Raw genomic sequence first — 20,951 nt, 5'->3', positions numbered from 1 at the left:
TCAATTCAGGCCCACGTCTTGCTCCATCTCCAGCGCTTCTTCGGCATTGCCGATGTCGGCCGGGGTGATTTTTGGTGCGTCCAGTTCATCAAATGGCTTCAGGCCCTGGTCGGACACCATGCCTTTGAACAAGGGGTACTCAGCGGTCGCCCGGGTGATGACTCGTTGGCCTTCTTCGCTGGCCATATAGGCCAGCAGTTGCTGCGCCTCGGCAGGATTTTTGCTTGCCTTGACCGCGCCTGCGGCGGAGATACTGATCAGGCCGCCCGCGTCGCCGCCCTTGAAATAGTAAAGGCGTGAATCCAGCTGACCTTTTTCCCGTTTCAAGGCGTGCCAGTAGTAGGTGTTGATCAGTGCGACGGGGATCTCACCGTTTTCCACTGCTTTCAATGCGACGATATTGTTGCTGTATGTCTTGCCGAACGCACGCAGGCCGGTCAGCCATTCTTCGGCAGCGTCGCGGCCATTAAGGCGGATAACGGCCACGGCTTGCTCTTGGAACTCACCGCTGTTGGGTACGAAACCGATCTTGCCTTGCCATTCTGGCCCGGCGAAACCCAGCACCGATTTGGGCAGGTCTTTTTCATCGATCAGTTTGGGGTTGTAGGCCGCTACGCGGACCCGGGCGGTGACGCCCATCCAGGTACCGTCTTTGGCGACGTATTCTTTGGGCAGGCTGTTTAGGATGGGCGCACCGACCTGGGCCAGAAAGCCCTGTTCGCCCAAGGCGTTGAGCGGCGGTGAGCCCTCGGTATAGATAACGTCGGCGGGTGAGCGGGGCCCTTCTTCGACGATCTGGCTGGCCAGTTGGTTGCTGCTGCCTTTGCGAATGTCGACGTGGATACCGGTCTTGGCCTCGAAGCCGGCAGCGATCGCCTCACCGACTTCCTTGTGTTGACCGTTATACAGCGTGAGTACAACGGGGTCGGCGGCGTGGGCTGCTGGCAGGGTCAGCAGCCAGCCGAACAGGGCGCCGGCCAAGGTCTTTCGCATGATCATTTACAATCTTCCTAGCGCATGGGCAATAGAATCTTGAAACAATTATAAACGATATAGTTTCTCATGCGCGCTTGGTGGTGTGGCAAGAGTGCCTGGCCCAGAAACGCAAAAACCCGCTTTCGCGGGTTCTTGAAGAATTGGTGCCCAGAAGAAGACTCGAACTTCCACGACCGTAAGGTCACCAGCACCTGAAGCTGGCGTGTCTACCAATTTCACCATCTGGGCAGCATCAGCAGCATTGCATGCCGTTGATGGAGCGCACTATACGGAGCCGATTTTGATCTGTAAACCCCTGTTCTGGTTTTAATAAATCGAAAACCTAGAACGAAAAAACCCGCTTTCGCGGGTTTTTGTCGCAAGCGCAAGATTGCTGTAATCTGCGCTTTGAATTGGTGCCCAGAAGAAGACTCGAACTTCCACGACCGTAAGGTCACCAGCACCTGAAGCTGGCGTGTCTACCAATTTCACCATCTGGGCAGCATCGTTGACGCTGTGCGTCGTCGATGGCGCGCACTATACGGACGGCTATTTGACCTGTAAAGCCCCGTCGTGAAAAATAATAGAAATACTGTTTAAGCGGCATTCGGTAGAGCTTTCAAGCCCACGTAAACGGCTTTTCAGCGGCTCTATGGCCCGGAAATTTCCCGTTTCAATACGCGTATGCCAAACTAACCCGCATATAGACAAGGTGAATTCTCTCTAATGGCCGATTGGCAGACCCTCGATCCCGAGGCCGCTCGTGAAGCGGAAAAATACGAAAACCCTATTCCCAGCCGTGAGCTGATCCTCAAGCACCTCGACGAGCGCGGTTCGCCCGCTAGCCGCGAGCAGTTGGTCGAGGAGTTCGGGCTGACCACCGAAGAGCAGCTCGAAGCGCTGCGTCGACGCCTGCGCGCCATGGAGCGCGATGCTCAACTCATTTATACCCGCCGCGGCACCTATGCCCCCGTCGATAAACTGGACCTGATTGCCGGGCGCATCAGTGGCCACCGCGATGGCTTTGGCTTTCTGATCCCCGACGACGGCAGCGACGACCTGTTCATGAGCCCAGCGCAAATGCGCCTGGTGTTCGACGGCGACCGCGCCCTGGCCCGGGTGTCCGGCCTGGACCGTCGTGGTCGGCGTGAAGGCGTGATCGTCGAAGTGGTTTCCCGCGCTCACGAAACCATCGTGGGCCGCTACTTCGAAGAGGGCGGTATCGGGTTCGTGCTACCGGACAACCCCAAGGTGCAGCAAGAAGTGCTGGTCACCCCAGGGCGCAACGGCAGTGCCAAGGTCGGCCAGTTCGTTGAAGTGAAAATCACCCATTGGCCCACGCCACGTTTTCAGCCCCAGGGCGATATCGTCGAAGTGGTGGGCAATTACATGGCCCCCGGCATGGAAATCGACGTCGCGTTGCGCACGTATGACATCCCCCATGTCTGGCCGGAGGCCGTGCTCAAAGAAGCCGCCAAACTCAAACCTGAGGTGGAAGAAAAAGACAAAGAGAAGCGCGTCGACTTGCGCCATCTACCCTTTGTCACCATCGACGGCGAAGACGCTCGCGATTTCGACGATGCGGTGTTCTGTGAAGCCAAACCCGGCAAGCTGCGCTTGTTCTCCGGTGGCTGGAAGCTGTACGTGGCGATTGCCGACGTTTCCAGTTATGTGAAAATCGGCTCGGCGCTGGACACCGAGGCCGAAGTGCGTGGCACCTCCGTGTACTTCCCCGAGCGTGTTATCCCGATGCTGCCCGAGCAGCTCTCCAACGGCTTGTGCTCCCTGAACCCGCATGTCGACCGCTTGGCCATGGTTTGTGAGATGACCATCTCGAAGACCGGCGAGATGACCGACTACGTGTTTTACGAGGCGGTGATCCACTCCCATGCGCGCCTGACCTACAACAAAGTCAGCACGATGCTGGAGCATTCGCGCTCGAGCGAGGCGAAAGCCCTGCGCGGCGAGTATGGCGAAGTACTGCCGCACCTCAAACAGCTGTACGCGTTGTACAAAGTGTTGTTGGCCGCCCGCCATGTGCGCGGTGCGATTGACTTCGAGACCCAGGAAACCCGGATCATCTTCGGTTCCGAGCGCAAGATCGCCGAGATCAAGCCAACCGTACGCAACGACGCCCACAAGCTGATCGAAGAATGCATGCTGGCCGCGAACGTGGCCACCGCCGAATTCCTCAAAAAGCACGAGATTCCCGCCTTGTACCGGGTGCACGATGGCCCTCCGCCAGAGCGCCTGGAGAAACTGCGCGCGTTCCTCGGCGAGCTGGGCCTTTCGATCAACAAAGGTAAGGATGGCCCTTCACCCAAAGACTACCGTGCCCTGCTGGAAGCGATCCAGGACCGCCCGGATTTCCATGTGATCCAGACCGTCATGCTGCGCTCGTTGAGCCAGGCGGTGTACAGCGCCGACAACCATGGCCACTTCGGCCTGAACTACGAAGCCTACACCCACTTCACCTCGCCGATCCGGCGTTACCCGGACCTGCTCACCCACCGCGCGATTCGCAGTGTGATTCACTCCAAGCAGGACACGCCACACGTGCGCCGCGCCGGGGCGATGAGTATTCCCAAGGCGCGCATCTACCCCTACGACGAAAGTGCGTTGGAGCGGTTGGGCGAGCAGTGTTCTATGAACGAGCGGCGCGCCGATGAGGCGACCCGTGACGTGGTGAACTGGCTCAAATGCGAGTTCATGAAGGACCGTGTCGGCGAAAGCTTCCCGGGCGTGATCACGGCCGTGACCGGCTTTGGCGTGTTCGTCGAGCTGACCGATATCTTCGTCGAAGGCCTGGTGCACGTCACCGCGCTGCCGGGCGACTATTACCACTTCGACGCCGTGCATCACCGCCTGGCGGGCGAGCGCACCGGGCGTAATTTCCGCTTGGGCGACACGGTCGAAGTACGCGTCATGCGGGTCGACCTGGACGAGCGCAAGATCGATTTCGAAATGGCCGAGTCCACCCTGGCGGCACCGATCGGGCGCAAAAACCGTAAAGCCGAAGCGCCTGCTGAAAAGCCGTCGTCGGCAAAAAAAGCGCCCGCCGGTAAAGGCGGGAAGTACGAGAAAAAAGCGCCGGTCGAAGCCGCCCCTGCACCCGAGGTCAAGGCACCGCGGCGCAGTGGTTCGGCGCCGAAGGCTTCCTCCAGCGACGCTTACCGCTCTTCGGATGCCGCGGCGAAAAACGCCGAAGTGCGCAAGAGCCGGGAAATGAAGAAGGCGTTGCTCGCCGATGCCAAGGGCGGCGCTGGCGCTGCTGGCGGCAAGAGCAAGTCGGCCAATGCTGGCAGTGCCGGGGCGGACGGCAAACCCTCCAAGCACCGAAAAGGTCCGTCTAAAAGCGGCTCGCGTAAACCCAAGGCGAAGTCATGAGCCAGCTGGAAAAGATCTACGGCGTTCACGCCGTCGAAGCATTGCTGCGTCACCACCCCAAGCGGGTCAAGCAGATTTGGTTGTCGGAAGGGCGCAGCGAGCCGCGTGTGCAAACACTGGTGGAACTGGCGACGCAGAACCGCGTGGCCGTAGGCCAGGCTGAGCGGCGCGAGCTGGATGCCTGGGTCGAAGGCGTGCACCAGGGTGTAGTGGCCGAAGTCAGCCCAAGCCAGGTATGGGGCGAAGCCATGCTCGATGAGCTGCTGGACCGTACCGAAGGGCCGCCTCTGTTGCTGGTGCTCGACGGCGTCACCGACCCCCATAACCTCGGCGCCTGCTTGCGCAGTGCCGATGCGGCAGGTGCCCTGGCGGTGATCGTGCCCAAGGACAAATCGGCCACCCTCACCCCGGCGGTGCGCAAAGTGGCCTGTGGCGCGGCGGAAGTGATCCCGTTGGTCGCCGTGACTAATCTGGCGCGCAGCCTGGAAAAACTCCAGCAGCGGGGCCTGTGGGTGGTGGGCACGGCGGGCGAGGCCGAGGTCGAGATCTACGATCAGGACCTGACCGGCCCCACCATTTTGATCATGGGGGCCGAAGGCAAAGGCATGCGGCGCTTGACCCGTGAACACTGCGACTACCTAGTGAAGCTGCCGATGTCGGGCAGCGTCAGCAGCCTGAACGTATCCGTGGCAACGGGCGTGTGCCTGTTCGAAGCGGTGCGTCAGCGCAAGGCCAAAAAGAAGTAGCCAGGCGTCACCGGCGGCGGGTTCCACCTACGGTAGCTCGTCGCCTGCTCCCATCAAATGCCTTGCGTCCTCCCAACCCCTTCTCTACAATTGCGCCCCTTGCTGTGATGGCAGGCGCTTACGTGCCTGCTTTCCGGGCAATACACACAGTGTCATTCACTCCTTGTCTGACCGCTCTGGCGGCAGGCTACAACCCGTAAGGAGCATTCATGCGTCATTACGAAATCATCTTTCTGGTCCACCCGGATCAGAGCGAGCAAGTCGGCGGCATGGTCGAGCGTTACACCAAGCTGATCGAAGAAGACGGCGGCAAGATCCACCGTCTGGAAGATTGGGGCCGTCGTCAACTGGCCTACGCAATCAACAATGTTCACAAAGCTCACTACGTGATGCTGAACGTTGAGTGCACTGGCAAGGCCCTGGCCGAGCTGGAAGACAACTTCCGCTACAACGATGCCGTGATCCGTAACCTGGTCATCCGTCGCGACGAAGCCGTCATTGGTCAGTCCGAGATGCTCAAGGCCGAAGAAAACCGCAGCGAGCGCCGTGAGCGTCGTGACCGTCCTGAGCACTCTGACAGCGCCGATGGCGATGACAGCGACAACAGCGACGCCAGCGATAACGCTGACGAGTAATCCACGGACCTTTTGAGGAGCCAATTACATGGCACGTTTCTTCCGTCGTCGTAAATTCTGCCGTTTCACCGCTGAAGATGTGAAAGAGATCGATTACAAAGATCTCAACACGCTGAAAGCCTATGTATCCGAAACCGGCAAGATCGTTCCAAGCCGTATCACCGGTACCAAGGCTCGTTATCAGCGTCAGCTGGCTGTCGCTATCAAGCGCGCCCGCTTCCTGGCCCTGTTGGCCTACACCGACAGCCACGGCCGCTGAGACCGGGTAGTCGACAAGTAGCAAAAGGATAGAGTGCATGCGTGCCCTGGCTGATTTCATCATGCGCGGTCGCGTGCAGGCCACTCTCGTAGTGGTCGGTTGTGCGGCGTTGCCGTTGTTGTTCTGGTTAAGTGCTGCCGCAGCGTGTCTGGTATTTCTGCGGCGCGGTATGAGTGACGCCATTGGCGTACTCGGATGGGCTTTGCTGCCGGCTGCGGCCTGGTGGTACTTCGGCGAACCGCGCACCTTGATGGTGTTGCTCGGTTCGCTGGGGCTTGCGGCGCTGTTGCGCGCAGGCTGGTCCTGGAACCGCGTGCTTCTAAGCAGCATTGCATTGGGCCTGGTGTATGCAGTGGTGCTGGGGGCGGTGTTCCGCGAACCCATCGAAGCCATGGCGCTGGAGCTGAACAAGCTACTGCCGCAGATGCTCGATGGGCTCTACCAACAATTGTCGGTAGATGAGCGAGCGCGTCTGGCAGGGCTGATTGCACCGGTACTCAGTGGCCTGATAGCGGCTTTGTTGCAAGTGATCAGCGTGTTGGCCCTGATGTTGGGGCGTTACTGGCAAGCGTCACTGTATAACCCGGGAGGTTTCGGTAGCGAGTTTCGCGCCGTTCGACTCCCCCTCGCAGCAGCGTTGTCGTTGCTGGCGTGCATGCTGATCGGGCCGAACTTCGGTACTGGGTTGGCGGTGTTGACGCCGTTGTGCAGCGTACCGCTGGTGTTCGCCGGGCTGGCCTTGATGCATGGCCTGGTTAAAGAGGGGCGGCTGGGCAGGTTCTGGCTGGTAGGGATGTACGTCACGCTCGTGTTGTTCATGCAACTGATCTATCCGTTGCTCGTGGTCTTGGCCATTGTCGACAGCCTGATTGATTTTCGCGGCCGGGGCGGGCCCAAAAAGGGTACCGACCAAGGTTCCGCGAACGGTGAAGGTTAAAAGTTAAGAGGTTATTACCAAATGGAACTGATCCTGCTGGAAAAAATCGCCAACCTGGGCAACCTGGGCGATAAGGTAAATGTTAAGGCCGGTTACGGTCGTAACTTCCTGCTGCCATTCGGCAAAGCTACCGCTGCGACCGCTGCCAACCTGGCTGCGTTCGAAGAGCGTCGCGCTGAGCTGGAAAAACTGGCTGCAGACAAAAAAGCTTCGGCTGAAACCCGCGCTGCCCAACTGGCCGAGCTGGAAGTGACTATCACTGCCACTGCTGGCGACGAAGGCAAGCTGTTCGGTTCGATCGGCACCCACGACATCGCTGACGCACTGACCGCCTCCGGCGTTGAAGTGGCCAAAGCTGAAGTGCGTCTGCCGAACGGCACGATCCGTCACGTTGGCGAATACGATGTAGCCGTGCACCTGCACAGCGACGTCGAAGCCACCGTACGTGTGGTCGTCGTAGCCGCTTAAGCGACACCATCGGTTGGCTGCTACGGCGCCAGCCGGTAACATCGGGCACGATCCTGTTTACAGGTCGTGCCCTTTGTCTTTTCTGCCTTCCTGATTTTTAGTGGCCATGAACGAAACTTCCGCTCCCGAGCAATACGACCTGCAAACTGCCGCCCTCAAGGTACCGCCGCATTCCATCGAGGCCGAACAGGCTGTGCTCGGTGGGTTGATGCTGGACAACAACGCCTGGGAACGCGTGCTGGACCAGGTCTCGGACGGCGATTTTTATCGACATGACCACCGTCTGATCTTCCGCGCCATTGCGCGCCTGGCCGACCAGAACACCCCGTTCGACGTAGTGACCTTGCACGAACAGCTGGACCGCGAAGGCCAGAGCAGCCAAGTGGGCGGGCTCGGTTACCTGGGCGAGCTGGCCAAGAACACGCCGTCGGTGGCCAACATCAAGGCCTACGCGCAAATCGTTCGCGAGCGTGCAACCTTGCGGCAACTGATCAGCATCAGTAACGAAATCGCCGACAGCGCGTTCAATCCGCTGGGCCGCAATGCCGCCGAGATTCTCGACGAAGCCGAGCGGCAGATCTTCCAGATCGCCGAGGCCCGGCCCAAGACCGGCGGCCCGGTGAGTGTCAACGACCTGCTGACCAAAGCCATCGACCGCATCGATACGCTGTTCAACACGGACGCGGCAATTACCGGCCTCTCGACCGGTTACACCGACCTCGACGAGAAAACCAGCGGCCTGCAACCGGCCGACTTGATCATCGTGGCCGGGCGACCTTCCATGGGTAAGACCACCTTCGCCATGAACCTGGTGGAAAACGCCGTGTTGCGCAGTGAGAAAACCGTATTGGTTTATTCGCTGGAGATGCCAGGTGACTCCCTGATCATGCGGATGCTTTCGTCGCTCGGCCGCATCGACCAGACCAAAGTGCGGTCTGGCCGGCTCGACGACGATGATTGGCCGCGGCTCACCTCGGCGGTCAACTTGCTCAATGACCGTAAGCTATTCATCGACGACACCGCCGGCATCAGTCCCTCCGAGATGCGTGCGCGCACCCGGCGCCTGGTGCGTGAGCACGGTGAAATCGGCTTGATCATGATCGACTACCTGCAGTTGATGCAGATCCCCGGCTCCAGTGGCGACAACCGCACCAACGAAATCTCGGAGATTTCGCGCTCCCTGAAAGCCCTGGCCAAGGAATTCAATTGCCCGGTCGTGGCGTTGTCCCAGCTCAACCGCTCGCTGGAACAACGGCCGAACAAGCGCCCAGTCAACTCTGACTTGCGTGAGTCCGGCGCCATCGAGCAGGACGCCGACGTGATCATGTTCGTCTACCGTGACGAGGTCTATCACCCCGAAACCGAACACAAGGGCATTGCTGAGATCATCATCGGCAAGCAGCGTAACGGCCCCATCGGTTTCATTCGCCTGGCCTTTATCGGCAAGTACACGCGCTTCGAGAACCTGGCGCCGGGCAGCTATAACTTCGACGACGACGAATAAACCAACAGCGGGTCTCTAGGTGAGACCCGCTGTTGGTTTCAGGCTTCAGCCAGGCTGCACGTGGTCAAACAGCTGCCGCGCGCTGTTGACGTCGAACGTGACCCGCCAGATCGGCGTGATGGCTTGGCCTTCGCGCTCCTCGGCGGCCTGGTGCCCCGCCCCCTGGTGTTCCTGGGCCAAGGTTTTCAAATGCCCACCCTTGAAGTTGAAATCCAGCGCTGCGCTGGTGGGCGTCGCGTAATGGAAATGCGCGGCCCATAGAGGCGTGCCGTCAACGGCGTCGACAATCCGGTAGGTGTCCAGAAAGTGCTTTGCAGCACCCTTGCCCAAGGGTTTGCGCTTGTGCGTCTGTTCGACCCGTACTTCGTCATGGGCGAGCAGGAACAGCAGGCGGTTCATGTCCAGCTTCAGCGGGTTCTTGTACATCTTTAGCTTGATCTGCTGGCCATGGGCAAGCAGGTCGTCCCGGGTGCTGAGCAATTGCTCCAGCACAGAGCCATCGTCCGCGTGGGCCTGGTCGCCTGCTTCGCTGAGTTGCTGGTGCAGCGTATCCAGCGCAGCCGCGCGGCGCTCTAGCTGCTCGACGATGCTAGTGGCGTCATAGCGCCCCATCATTGCGTCTGCTTCGGCCTTGTGCTGAGCGCTGGCCGCTATCGCGTTGCTGGCCTGGGCCCTGACCCCTTGCAGATCCAGGCTGGCTGCAGCGCCGGCTGACGCGCTGGCTTGCCATTGCCCGGCGGCGTCTTTGCGGTAGCGCGATTGGGCGCTGTCGGGGGCGGCCAGCTCTGGGCCGTCAATGTCCAGCAAGGTTTCGCCACCCTCTTCGCGCACGGTGCCAATCACCGCCACGGTGCGGCCGCGTACCTTATAGCGCAGCAGTTTCTTCGCCCGAGGCGTGGGCGCCTGGCTGGGGCCGGGCAGTTGTGGAATGAAGTCGAAGTCGATGGCGTCGTCGCCGCGAGCCAGTTCCGCCTCGCTGGTAGCGGCTTCGAAACGTTCTCGCAGGCGCTCCCCGGCCTCCTTCTGGAACCAAGCGATGAGTTCGCCTGCCTCTTTGATGTGGGCCAGGTCACGCGGGTCGCTGTACTCCTCGCCGAGGATCTGCAGCTCTTTGCCCATTAGCTCGAATTGCCGCTCCAGGCTGTCCAGTACGCTGATCTGCAAATTCTGGGGTAAGGCCGAGGTGCCGCGCAGAGTGACGGCTGCCGGGCGCAGGGCGCAGGCCAGTTCGGTCATGTCCAGGTTCGGGTCTCTGGGCTCGTTGACGTCTTGCGGATCGCCAACGCTTAGCAGCCACATTTGAAATTGCGCCAGCGCCACTCGGGTGTAGTAGGGGTCTGCAGGGCGGTTGGCGATGACGGCTTCGCGCAACTCGATGAACCCTGGCTCGGTGGCGTTTTGCAGAGCGGCCAGGGCCGCTTCGGTTTTCTCGGCGTAGGGCAGCTTGAGGGACAGCCCCTGGATTTCCGCCAGGCAATGTTGCCGGAACAGCGGAATGTCACTGACTGTGAAGCTGCCCAGCGGGCGCAGTCGGGCTTGGTGTTCCAGGTGAAGGGTGAGCACTGCTAGAACGCAGTCAGACAGCATCTGCGCGTGGCACTGCTGTTCGTCGTAGCTATTGATGCTCTGGTAGTCATCGTCCTTCTTGAACAAGGCGCGGTACTGTTCATAGAGCCTGAGTTTCTCCTCACGGAAGCCGTTGATCCGGTCGACCATACGGCGGTACAACTTCCATTCGAGTTCTTCCTCGGAAGTGATGTCCGGCGAGTCGCCTCGGTCGGTGATCTTTTGCGCTCGCCGCTTCACCTGGTCGCTGGCTTTTTGGATCTGCTCTTCGCACGCTAGCAGTTCTTTAGTGGCGTCCAGCAGTTGCGTCTGCAGAATTATCTCCCTTTGGTTGGCGCGGGCTCGCCGACGCATGCCGCCCTGGCCGCCGGTGAGCACACCTTGCCAGGTGCCATCGGCGTTGCGCAGTACTGCTTCGCTGCGTCCTGGGCGAGTGGCCACGTAGCTATTTTCGGGGTCCTGGGCCACCGGGTCATCGGCGTGGACAATGCGCAACACCGGCTGTGCGGGGGTCGAAGCGTCCAGGTCACGTAGCACCTGATAGGCACTGCCCTCGTGCTCGATGTACAGCCTGTCTTGCCAGGTATGCACACCTTGGGCGTCGGGTTGGCTGCCAGCCAGGTCCAGGGTCTGACGGAAGTGGGCCAGGCGGGCCTCGCTCAGCGGGTAGGTGACGTGCGCGCTCAGCAACGTCGCCAAGAAAGACTGACGAGCCGCTGGGCTGGCCGCTGAGGGTAATTGGCCCAGGCGCGAACTGTCGTCCAGACCGTAGCCGATCGCGTCTCGTTGGCGGTCGTCGAGCGCCTGCAGCAGCGAGCTGACGAGGCTGTTCTGGCCAGGGCGCGCTGGTGAGGCGTCGTCGTACTGGTTGAGCCATTGGTAGTGGCCATGGTGTTCGATCAATTGCACTGTCTGGGTGGGGGCTTCAGGGCCGTAGTGGCGCGTCTGCTGTTGGTCGCCCCGTACGCTGATGCCCAGTTCAGCCGGCCAGTCGGGCAGCAGGGTCAGCAGGTTGCACAGCAACGCCTCAGCTTCGCGGTTAAGGCCGCGGTCCTGGGCGTCCTGCAACGCCCCTAGGGCATCGATCACCTGATTTTGCTGGCGCGCCAAGTCGATACGGGTCGCCAGGGCCTCGGGCAATTGGCTGAAGTCGCCGTAGCCAGTCAGGCTGGGCTCGTCGTGGACCCACTGCGCGGCTGCCGCATGGGACAGCCCGGGGAAGTGTTCGATCAACCGAGTCACCGCAGCGGGTTGCGCGGGCACTGCGCTGCCTGCATGGGCCGCAAATGGTTGGGCGGGGTGTTGTGGCGGCAATTGTGCCGCCGGCAAGTCCAGAAGCAGCGCTTCGAACAGGGCGGGCTGATGGCGTTTGAGCGAAGCGTGGATCTGCGTCTGGAACTGGCTGGCACGGTTGGCGAATTGCTCGTCCACAGAAAAATCACCGATGCGCCCTAACTGGCTGTCCGGGGTAAGCCGCTCATGTGCGGCCAGTGCGGCCTGCAACAGCGGCTGCGCTGTATCGCCATCTTCAGGCTGCAGCGCCTGGTAGTGGCCGTTTTCCACGCGTTGCAGCTGCACCGGCCCGTTAGCGGCCGCAGTGGATGGTGGGGTGTAGCGCGCCAAGAGGTGACCGCTTTCGTTGTACAGCTCTACGCTGGCTTGAAAATGCTCGGGCAGCAGCGGCGGTAAGGCGCGGTCTGCCAAGTCGGGCAGGGGCTGCGTCTGATCCAGGGCGCTGCTCAGCCGATCGATATCGTGGCGCAGTTTCTGCGCTTTGAGCGTATGCATGATCGGCCAGTCGCTCTGGGCTGCGCCGTTCCAGGTTGCGTCCAGCGCCGGGCGACGCGTGCCGGACAGCTGCAGGGCAGTGTTGAGCGCGGCGGGCTCAAGGCCGCGTAGCGAGGCAGGGAGCATTTTCTCAAGCAACTGACTGTTGGTCAGGGCGGCGCCGTCCAGAGGTAAACGTGGCGCCGAGCCGGTGCTGGCAGAGGCTTTGCTGGGCCAGTACAGGGTGTGGATGCCCAAGTCGTTGTGGCGCAGGTGCGGATGGTCCAGGGCTTTGAGCAGGCTGCCTCGGCGCTTGCTCGACAGACGTACGGCAACGCCCTGCAGGCGCGCGCTGATGATCAGGTCAGCGATGTCCAGGGTGGCCTGGACCACCTCGTGCATTTGCCCCTCGGCCCATGCATGGCGCGCCTTGAGGGTCTGGTAGGCCAGGGCGCCCATGGTGACCGTCAGCACCAGCTTGCCCAGGCCGAGCACCGAGCCAGCCAGGGGCAAGGTGAGCATTTCCAGGGTTTCGCTGAACACGCTCATCAGCACCTGTTGGGTGCTGGCCTTGTCCATCACCGCGTTGGGCACAAACTGGCTGCGCATATTGGTGTGCTCAGTCAGCAGGCTGAAGTGCGTCAGCGACTCTGCCAGCGAATAGGTTTCCAGGTTGCCGGCCACCACTTGCAGGCGCTCGATCATTGGCGTTTCGTCGGCAAAGGCTTTGTAAAGCGCCAGGGCTACCCAGGTGAGTTGCTCGGAGGGGACCGGTGGGGTGCCCAGGAAGCTGAGCAACTGGTCCTGGTCAGGGTTGGAGACAGCATAAAACAACCACTGGAAATCGCGGTTTTTCGCGCTTTGGCGAATTTGCTCGGTAATGGATTGCTGCGCCTCGTCGAGGGAAAAATGGCTGCGCAGGGCGCCCCCTGGGCGACTGGGGAAGTAGCTATAGACCCGGTCGGTTGCATCTTCGCTGACACGCAACGTGTAGAACGGTATTTTCAGGCGCTCGCCGCCGGCCTGGATGTCGTGCACTGTCCAGTGGGTCTCTGGGTCGCGCATCAGGCTCCACAGCTTTTCGGCATCGGCGCGGCTCAGGCCGATTGCGGCCTGGCGCTGGGCGTCCAGCAACGCCAGCTCGAGTTGCTCCTGATGCAACGTGCGCAGGGCGGGTTGGTGAGGCGGTAACTGGGCCTGTAGGTGCTGGTTGAGACGCTCGCCCAGATCCAGCTCGCGTACCGTACGGACAAAGTCGTGAACGCGCAGCGCGCTGGCCACGCCCCGGTGGGGCACGTTGATATCATTGATAGAGCTGCGTTGCATATAGCGCAGGCCGCTGCCGGTTTCCGAGACGACCAAGATGTTGAAGTTAGCCTTGGCGGCGTCCCAGAGGGTGCGGGTTTCAGTCGGGTCATCGTCCTCGGCGCCTTCGGTATGCAGGTAGTGGTTGAGGTTGACGTCCAGCCCGGTGGCCTCCTTCAGCGCCGCCACCAAGTCGGCCTTGGCCGTGCGGTCGAAGGTCTCGAACACCGTCAGCAAGGCGCTTGCCAGCTGGTTTTGCTGGGCACAGACACTGCGCGACAGCGCGATGAAGCGCTGTTGCTGCTGCAGTGTCAGGCCCTTTAACGAGTCACTCGTTTGTCGTTCGGCGAAGCTCACCAGTGCTTCGCTGTTGGCCACGTCACTGCTGAGCAGCGAGGGGGGTGCTTGGGTGTCGGCGGTGCTATCGGTGGCGGTGTCCATCGGCGTTTCCTTGTTCGTGGCGAGGGAGGCGCGATTGGAACTGCTGGGCCGGGGGCGATGGTGGTATTTATGGCTAGCGCCGGACGGTGATGGTCGGTCTGGTTAAAAAATGTGCTATATTCCGCGCCCGTGATTTTTACTGACTTACCGAGCGGTCTTCGACATGCACGCAGCCAAGCCGTTATTTGACTATCCAAAGTACTGGGCCGAATGTTTCGGGCCAGCGCCTTTCCTGCCGATGAGCAGGGAGGAGATGGATCAGCTTGGCTGGGATTCCTGCGATGTGATCATCGTCACCGGCGATGCTTACGTCGATCACCCCTCGTTCGGCATGGCGATCATCGGCCGCTTGCTGGAGGCCCAGGGCTTTCGCGTGGGCATCATTGCCCAGCCTGACTGGACCAGCAAAGACGACTTCATGAAACTCGGCGAGCCCAACCTGTTCTTCGGTGTCGCGGCCGGCAACATGGACTCGATGATCAACCGCTACACCGCCGACAAAAAAATCCGCTCCGACGACGCCTACACCCCCGGTGGCCTGGCAGGGCGTCGACCAGACCGCGCCAGCCTGGTCTACAGCCAGCGCTGCAAGGAAGCGTACAAGCACGTGCCGATCGTGCTGGGCGGCATCGAGGCTTCGCTGCGGCGCATCGCCCACTACGACTACTGGCAGGACCGGGTGCGCCATTCGATCCTGATCGACGCGTGCGCCGACATCCTCCTGTACGGCAATGCCGAGCGGGCGATCGTCGAAGTGGCCCAGCGCTTGTCCTATGGCGAGTCGGTCGAGACCATCAACGATATTCGCGGCACAGCATTCATACGCCGTGACACCCCGGCGGGCTGGTTCGAGATCGACTCCACGCGCATCGACCGCCCGGGCAAGGTCGACAAGATCATCAACCCGTACGTCAACACCCAAGACACCCAGGCCTGCGCGATCGAGCAGGAGAAAGGGCCCGTCGAAGACCCGCAAGAAGCCAAGGTGGTGCAATTGTTGCCCAACCCGCGGCTGACCCGCGAGAAAACCGTCATCCGTTTGCCGTCCTTCGAAAAAGTGCGCAGCGACGCTGTGCTGTACGCCCACGCCAACCGCGTGCTGCACCTGGAAACCAACCCCGGCAATGCGCGGGCCTTGGTGCAGAAGCATGGTGATGTCGACGTATGGTTCAACCCGCCGCCCATTCCCATGACCACCGAAGAAATGGACTACGTGTTCGGCATGCCCTATGCGCGCGTCCCGCACCCGGCGTACGGCAAGGAAAAAATCCCGGCCTACGACATGATTCGCTTCTCGGTGAATATCATGCGCGGTTGCTTCGGCGGCTGTACCTTCTGCTCCATCACCGAGCATGAAGGGCGGATCATTCAGAACCGTTCCGAAGAATCGATCATTCGCGAAATCGAAGAAATTCGCGACAAAGTGCCTGGCTTTACCGGGGTTATTTCTGACCTCGGTGGCCCCACCGCAAATATGTATCGCATAGCCTGCAAGAGCCCGGTGATCGAGTCCGCCTGCCGTAAGCCGTCGTGCGTGTTCCCCGGTATCTGCGAGAACCTCAACACGGATCACTCGTCGTTGATCCAGCTGTATCGCAGCGCCCGCGCCTTGCCGGGCGTGAAGAAGATCCTGATCGCCTCCGGCCTGCGTTACGACCTGGCTGTCGAGTCGCCGGAGTACGTCAAGGAGCTGGTGACCCACCACGTGGGTGGCTACCTGAAAATTGCCCCGGAACATACCGAAGAAGGGCCGCTGAACCAGATGATGAAGCCGGGGATCGGCTCCTACGACAAGTTCAAGCGCATGTTCGAGAAGTACTCCAAGGAAGCGGGTAAAGAGCAGTACCTGATCCCTTACTTCATCGCCGCCCACCCGGGTACCACCGATGAAGACATGATGAACCTGGCGCTTTGGCTCAAGGGCAATGGCTTTCGTGCCGACCAGGTGCAGGCGTTCTACCCGTCGCCCATGGCCTCGGCGACGGCCATGTACCACTCGGGCAAGAACCCCTTGCGCAAGGTCACTTACAAGAGCGCACCGGTCAGTATCGTCAAGAGTGAGGCGCAGCGCCGCTTGCACAAGGCGTTCCTGCGTTATCACGACCCCAAAGGCTGGCCGATGCTGCGCGAGGCCCTGGAGCGTATGGGCCGTGCCGACTTGATCGGGCCGGCCAAGCACCAGCTGATTCCACTGCATCAGCCTGCCACCGACAGCTACCAGAGTGCTCGGCGCAAGAACTCTACGCCGAGCGGCAGCCACAAGGTCGCCCGCGAGCAGAAGATCCTGACCCAGCACACCGGGTTGCCGCCACGCGGCAGCGATGGTTCCAAGCCGTGGGACAAGCGCGAGGAGGCCAAAGCCGCCGCGCAGGCGCGCAATAAAGAGGCCAATAAGGCTCGGCTGGACGCGGCCAAGGGCGGCAAAGGCAAGAAAAAGCCCAGCCGCCAACCGGTCATCCCGCGTTAATCCGCCAGCGCTGACTGTGGGCCCTCATGCAGTACGAACTTGCCTGGCGGCAGTTTCTGGCTGAGGGCACTGAGTGACACGGTGCAGGACTGGCAGGTGGGTAAGACGCTGAACACCTCCATGGATTCCACGGTGTTGAAATCGACAGCGTCGCTGCGTATTTTTTCCAGGATGTTGCGTTCGCTTTCGAGCATGCGTGAATTGCCCGCCGGGGTCGCCATGGCGTCACTGAGGTCGGGTAAAAACAGCGTGCTGTCGGTGCTTGCCGGCGCCGAAGCCGATCCAGCGGTTTTTCGCGGCGTCCTGTTTTTGGGCTGGCTATTGATATAGCGCACGCCCGTGGGCGAAGTCACCACGCCTTGGCCACAGGTCCATCCTCGTTCTCTGAGCCCCACCGCCAGCGGTTCTTTGTTCTGCGGGTTCAGTCGGCTCAAGGGGATGGCCTGTTCACTACGTATCCGGGTGCCCGACAGGGAATAGTAAACGGTGTCGGGCAAGCCGAGAGCGGGTTTGAAGGTCAACCGGGCATACGCCAGGTTGCGCGGGGCGAGGGTCAGCGTTTTCAGCTTTTTCTGGTCCAGGATACTGTCGGCGGTAAAATCGCGGGTCTGGAACAAGGTATTCAACTCATCGGCAATCCGGCTGCGGGTTGCCAGCGCCGTGTCTTGGCTTAGCGGGCGCCAATGGCTGACGGCCTTGCGGGCTTCGATCACCACGTGGCGTCGCGCATACTTGCAGAACAGCGCCGCCTCGGCCGGCGTAGTGCCCATGTCGAATGGGCCGCCGATGAATGGGCCAAGCAGGATGTCCTCGCGTTGATCCAAGGCTTTCTGGATTGCTTCATAGTCGGATGCCATAGCCTCTTTAGGCAACGACTTGATATAGGCGTTAGCGTCGTACGAGCCCTGGTAAATCAACGCTAGGTAGTCGTCTTCGCTGAGCACGCGGCCCTCAAGGTGAGCCATGTCGACATCGATTTTGTGCAATGTCACGGTCCTGAGGTCGCTGGAGAACTCACCGCGATAGAAGGCGTTGTTATCGACCCGGGTAATCATCACTTGGCCCGCGCCCTGACGGCGTGAGGCAACGACGGCTGAAATCACCCGGGTGTCTTTGATGGTCCCGTAGATGCCGCCGGCGATGCGGATCTGTTTGAAAATATCATTGCCGCCCAGCACCTCGGCGGTCAACGTTTGGCGGTATTTACGAGGGAGGAAACTCCATCTTTCGCCTACCGCTGGGCGCGGGTAGCCGCGACCCTTAGCGTCCCAGCGGTGCTCGCCGTGGAAGAATCGCTGGGTTGCGCTTTCACGCGTGATCTTGTAGTCGGTGAACCAGTCAACGGTTTCACGCCCCTGGGTGACGTCCGCGGGCTGGCCGGTGTAGCCCGCGTTCACATAGTTGCCCGGTTCGCAGCTCAGCGGCTGCAAGTTGCGTTTGGGCCGGCAAGGGGCGGCGGACAACCTGGGCACCTGCCGGTTGGATTGCAACGAATGAGTGCGGCGCAGCACCGCTTGGTCGGGCGAGTGTTGGATTTTCTGATAGAAGTAGCCGCCGCTTTCCAGGTAAACGTCATCGCCTTGGTAGATCCAGCGTTTGGTCAGGTCAGGCGTTTCATCGATAAAGCTCCAGCCGCGGTCGACCCGTTGCAACTGGATCTCGGCCGGCACCTGGCGGGTGAGCTCGCCGGCGTCATTGCGGCGGCGCAAGGCGGGGCCGTATGCCTGGCGAGTGTGCGGTTCCAGCAAAAAACGCGGCGCCTGCACCCTGTTATGCCCAGGCACCTTCAACACCAAAGCATAGCCTTCGCCCCCCACCCTGCGTACCTGCAGTGAGCCCAAGGTATCGCTGGCCTGGGGGGAGGCCCTCCAGGCTTGCGCCTGGGTTTCATTCATATGGACCAGGTCGTGAATATCGGGCCGTGGAACCTTGAGCCGCAGGCGCAAGCGGTGGATCGCCCCAAACAGTCTGGGGATCTGCGTCAGCTGCAGCAGCGCATAGGGGAGCGCCAGCGGGTTGAACTCGCGCAACAGTGACACAGCGAACCCGCTAGCCGCCCGGCCGAGCCTCGGCAGCGCGGCCCGCACGCCGCTGCGTGCGCCCAGGCCAATGGCACGGGTGACACCGCGAGCGGCCTTGAGGCCAGGAATCAGAATCGATAAAGCGTCGAAGGCGATACTCAGCGCCGCGAGTACTTGTAATGCCGGCCGTTTACGGGACTTCTCGCTGGAGAGGTCCTCAATGGCGGACCAGAAAGGGATCACATACTGCTTGAGGAATTCCAGCAGCGGGTCTGGGGCTTCGAAACGGGTTTGGCCTTTGGCGATTTTGTACAGGTTGGCGTCACTCTGATAGAGAAAGGTGTGGGAGACCCAATACGCCAGATGAGCGATACGCTTTTCTTCCGGCTCGGCCGCCAGCGCTGGGAAATCATTGATCTCATCGAAAATAAACTCAGAGCCACTGGCGACCGGTTTGCCGCCCGAGGCGAACGCGGCGTAGTCAAACGGGTAGAGCGTCGCGCGGCGGTATTTCATCGCGTGGTCCGGGATCTTGCCGGCGTTGACCTGGGGGTAGTGGATGATGTCGCTGCGGTAACGGGGGTCGTATGACTCGAGGATTTCTCCGTCGATGTGCACGGTCGGCACCCCGTCCTTTTTAGCAATGTGCCAAACGTGAGGCAGTACTTCGTAGAAGTGCTCTTGGCCGCCGTGGCTGGCATGGATGACAAAACCATAGCGGGCCACCTTTGCCTCGCTCAAGTCGGTGTAGCTGTAGCGTTCCCAGCGTCCGTGGGGCAACTGGCCCAGGGAGTAGAGGCGCACGTGACCTTGGCGGATGGCGAGCTGGTCGCACATGGGCAACTGCTCGATCAGCGTTTTCACAATAAAGGTGTAGGCGCCTTTGACCTGGCTTATCCAAGCAGCATGGGCTTGCTCGAACAACTGGGGAATATCAGGGCAGCTTTGGTAAGGGCCGGGCCACGCTTTGAACAGCTCTGCGTCAGGGCCCTTGACCATGCCTGGCACCCAGTGGGGGTCACGGCCTAGAGTGCCTTGTGCAGCCAGTTCGAGTGCGCTGACAGGGTCCTGCACACGGGGATGAACGAACGGGGCTTGTTCGCTAATGTTTAGCTTTGCCAATGTCTGGCGGGCAATGCCAAAGCGGGTGGGCATGGGTTGCCGCAAGCTTTCATTGGCGGCGATCAATTTGGCATCCAGCTTCGTCAGCGCGTCCATCGCCGTTTGAATTTGCGCAGCGGTGCATTGGCGTCTGAGCGCGTCAGCGGGTAGGTGCCCGACCGCGCTGGCCCAGGCCACGACAGGCAGCACCAGGGCGGTGGCCACCAGCAACTCCTCCTCGCTGCCCGCGGCGCCGGTCTTGTTTTGCGGGTAATCCAGCAGTTCGTCAAAGGTCAGCCGCTGCGCGGCGCCAGGCTCGATGAGCTGCGCCAGGTCGACGCCGTGCTTGAACGCGACCCACCGGCTGCTGGTGCGATAGGCCAGGTCCGGAGGAATGTCGATGACCTGAAAGTCGGCGGGCATGTGTTCTTGCAACAGGTGTAACGCCAGCGGCAGCGCGCCCGGGTTGGCCAGGCGTGCGTTGTCGAGTAGGTGCCGAGAGAACCGCGCGGTTATCGCCCCATAGGTCTCGCCAATGCAGTGCGGGGCGTAAACATCAAAGCCTAGCAGGTCTTCTCTGGGGTCCAGGTGCAAACTCAGGGCCCGGATCGTCAGTTTCGCCAGCACTAGGGGTGACCCGGTTTCCTCGGGGTGGGCGCCGTACCAGCCCAAGGCGCTGAGCAAGGTTTGCGCGAACGCTTTGGCAGCCGGGCCGGCAACCAGGCGTGCCAGGGCGAGCATGGGGAACTGGGCACTCAGGGGCGCTAAAGTCGTATCCAAGCTCGCGCCGCCCAGGGCTTCGAGCAACGATCCTGTTCTGCCGGCGAGAAAACCTTCGATAACTTGCAGCACTCGGGCTTTGTCCACTGAGTCGAGCAGGCGATTGAGGTCAACGCTGTCGCGGTAGCGCCGGCGCAGCAGTATCTCTTGGGTCAGGCGTACCGTTTGCAGATGCTCGGCGCGCTGTTGGGCGTCGGCGGCGGGGGTGAGGCCAAAATACTCGAGGTGCTCATCGACGTTGAGGTCAAGGCCACCACTCAAGACTTCGGCGAGCACGCTCAGGTGGGCCATGGACGCGATGGCCCAATCACTGAACTCATCGATTTGCGCGAGCCGGTCGGGAGGGATCGAAGGTAAGGCAGGGGGTTGGGTCATGGGTAGGCACTCGTTTGAACGCTGGGGTTAAGCCGTTGCCCAAGCAACGCTTGCCCCCATCAGAGCTCAAGACCCTGTGCCAACGGCGGTACATAAAGCGCTGGCCGAACCCCAAGGGGCCATTGGCGAACGAATTTCGTGCAGGCGTACGCGGGTAACACTCGCCCTTGCATGATTTTGGTGCCATGGTGGCAGCTGTCAGCGAAGCTGCGCCAGA

General features: G+C 61.1%; 11 protein-coding genes and 2 tRNA genes. 8 read left to right on the top strand and 5 right to left on the bottom strand.

Annotated features, from left to right (window positions below; translation table 11 throughout):
* The 3 genes from QCL65_RS23350 to QCL65_RS23340 all read right to left on the bottom strand — a co-directional run bounded on the left by QCL65_RS23350 (nt 1) and on the right by QCL65_RS23340 (nt 1,476).
* A complete protein-coding gene (locus QCL65_RS23350) occupies nt 1-999 on the bottom strand; it encodes an extracellular solute-binding protein (RefSeq protein WP_407313071.1) in 999 nt (332 codons plus the stop codon).
* Nucleotides 1,000-1,137: 138 nt separating this feature from the next.
* Nucleotides 1,138-1,224 (bottom strand) — tRNA-Leu (locus tag QCL65_RS23345).
* Nucleotides 1,225-1,389: 165 nt separating this feature from the next.
* Nucleotides 1,390-1,476: transfer RNA gene (locus QCL65_RS23340), tRNA-Leu, on the bottom strand.
* Nucleotides 1,477-1,701: 225 nt separating this feature from the next.
* Here QCL65_RS23340 and rnr point away from each other — a divergent pair.
* From rnr to dnaB, 7 genes are all read left to right on the top strand, one after another.
* Nucleotides 1,702-4,362 (top strand): ribonuclease R, encoded by a 2,661-nt coding sequence (gene rnr / locus QCL65_RS23335; RefSeq protein WP_407313068.1) that lies wholly within the window; start codon nt 1,702-1,704, stop codon nt 4,360-4,362.
* Nucleotides 4,359-5,108 (top strand): 23S rRNA (guanosine(2251)-2'-O)-methyltransferase RlmB, encoded by a 750-nt coding sequence (gene rlmB, locus QCL65_RS23330; RefSeq protein WP_407313066.1) that lies wholly within the window; start codon nt 4,359-4,361, stop codon nt 5,106-5,108. Before rnr ends, rlmB begins: the two co-directional genes overlap by 4 nt.
* Nucleotides 5,109-5,317: 209 nt before the next feature.
* On the top strand, nt 5,318-5,743 hold the full coding sequence (gene rpsF / locus QCL65_RS23325) for a 30S ribosomal protein S6 (protein WP_048360322.1): 426 nt from the start codon (nt 5,318-5,320) through the stop codon (nt 5,741-5,743).
* Between the two features lie 28 nt (nt 5,744-5,771).
* Nucleotides 5,772-6,002, top strand: a complete 231-nt coding sequence (rpsR, locus tag QCL65_RS23320; protein WP_008368574.1) for a 30S ribosomal protein S18 — start codon at nt 5,772-5,774, stop codon at nt 6,000-6,002.
* Nucleotides 6,003-6,039: 37 nt separating this feature from the next.
* On the top strand, nt 6,040-6,939 hold the full coding sequence (locus tag QCL65_RS23315; protein ID WP_407313062.1) for a hypothetical protein: 900 nt from the start codon (nt 6,040-6,042) through the stop codon (nt 6,937-6,939).
* A gap of 21 nt (nt 6,940-6,960) precedes the next feature.
* On the top strand, nt 6,961-7,407 hold the full coding sequence (gene rplI / locus QCL65_RS23310; protein ID WP_407313060.1) for a 50S ribosomal protein L9: 447 nt from the start codon (nt 6,961-6,963) through the stop codon (nt 7,405-7,407).
* Between the two features lie 106 nt (nt 7,408-7,513).
* Entirely contained in the window at nt 7,514-8,911 is a 1,398-nt protein-coding gene (dnaB, locus tag QCL65_RS23305; protein ID WP_407313058.1) for a replicative DNA helicase, read from the top strand.
* Nucleotides 8,912-8,956: 45 nt separating this feature from the next.
* Here the strand turns inward: dnaB and QCL65_RS23300 are convergent, their stop codons facing one another.
* Nucleotides 8,957-13,990: a dermonecrotic toxin domain-containing protein gene (locus QCL65_RS23300; RefSeq protein ID WP_407313056.1), complete on the bottom strand. Its 5,034-nt coding sequence runs from the start codon at nt 13,988-13,990 to the stop codon at nt 8,957-8,959.
* 163 nt (nt 13,991-14,153) lie between these two features.
* On the opposite strand from QCL65_RS23300, the gene QCL65_RS23295 reads away from it, so the two are divergent.
* Nucleotides 14,154-16,457: a YgiQ family radical SAM protein gene (locus tag QCL65_RS23295; RefSeq protein WP_407313054.1), complete on the top strand. Its 2,304-nt coding sequence runs from the start codon at nt 14,154-14,156 to the stop codon at nt 16,455-16,457.
* Here QCL65_RS23295 and QCL65_RS23290 read toward each other — a convergent pair.
* A complete protein-coding gene (locus QCL65_RS23290) occupies nt 16,454-20,734 on the bottom strand; it encodes a hypothetical protein (RefSeq protein WP_407313052.1) in 4,281 nt (1,426 codons plus the stop codon). The two genes, QCL65_RS23295 and QCL65_RS23290, sit on opposite strands and share 4 nt — an antisense overlap.
* Nucleotides 20,735-20,951 lie beyond the last annotated feature (217 nt).

Origin of the sequence: Pseudomonas sp. nanlin1, from assembly GCF_045571515.1 — a bacterium.
Taxonomy (GTDB): Bacteria; Pseudomonadota; Gammaproteobacteria; order Pseudomonadales; family Pseudomonadaceae; genus Aquipseudomonas.
This window is presented reverse-complemented; position numbering and strand designations above follow the sequence as displayed.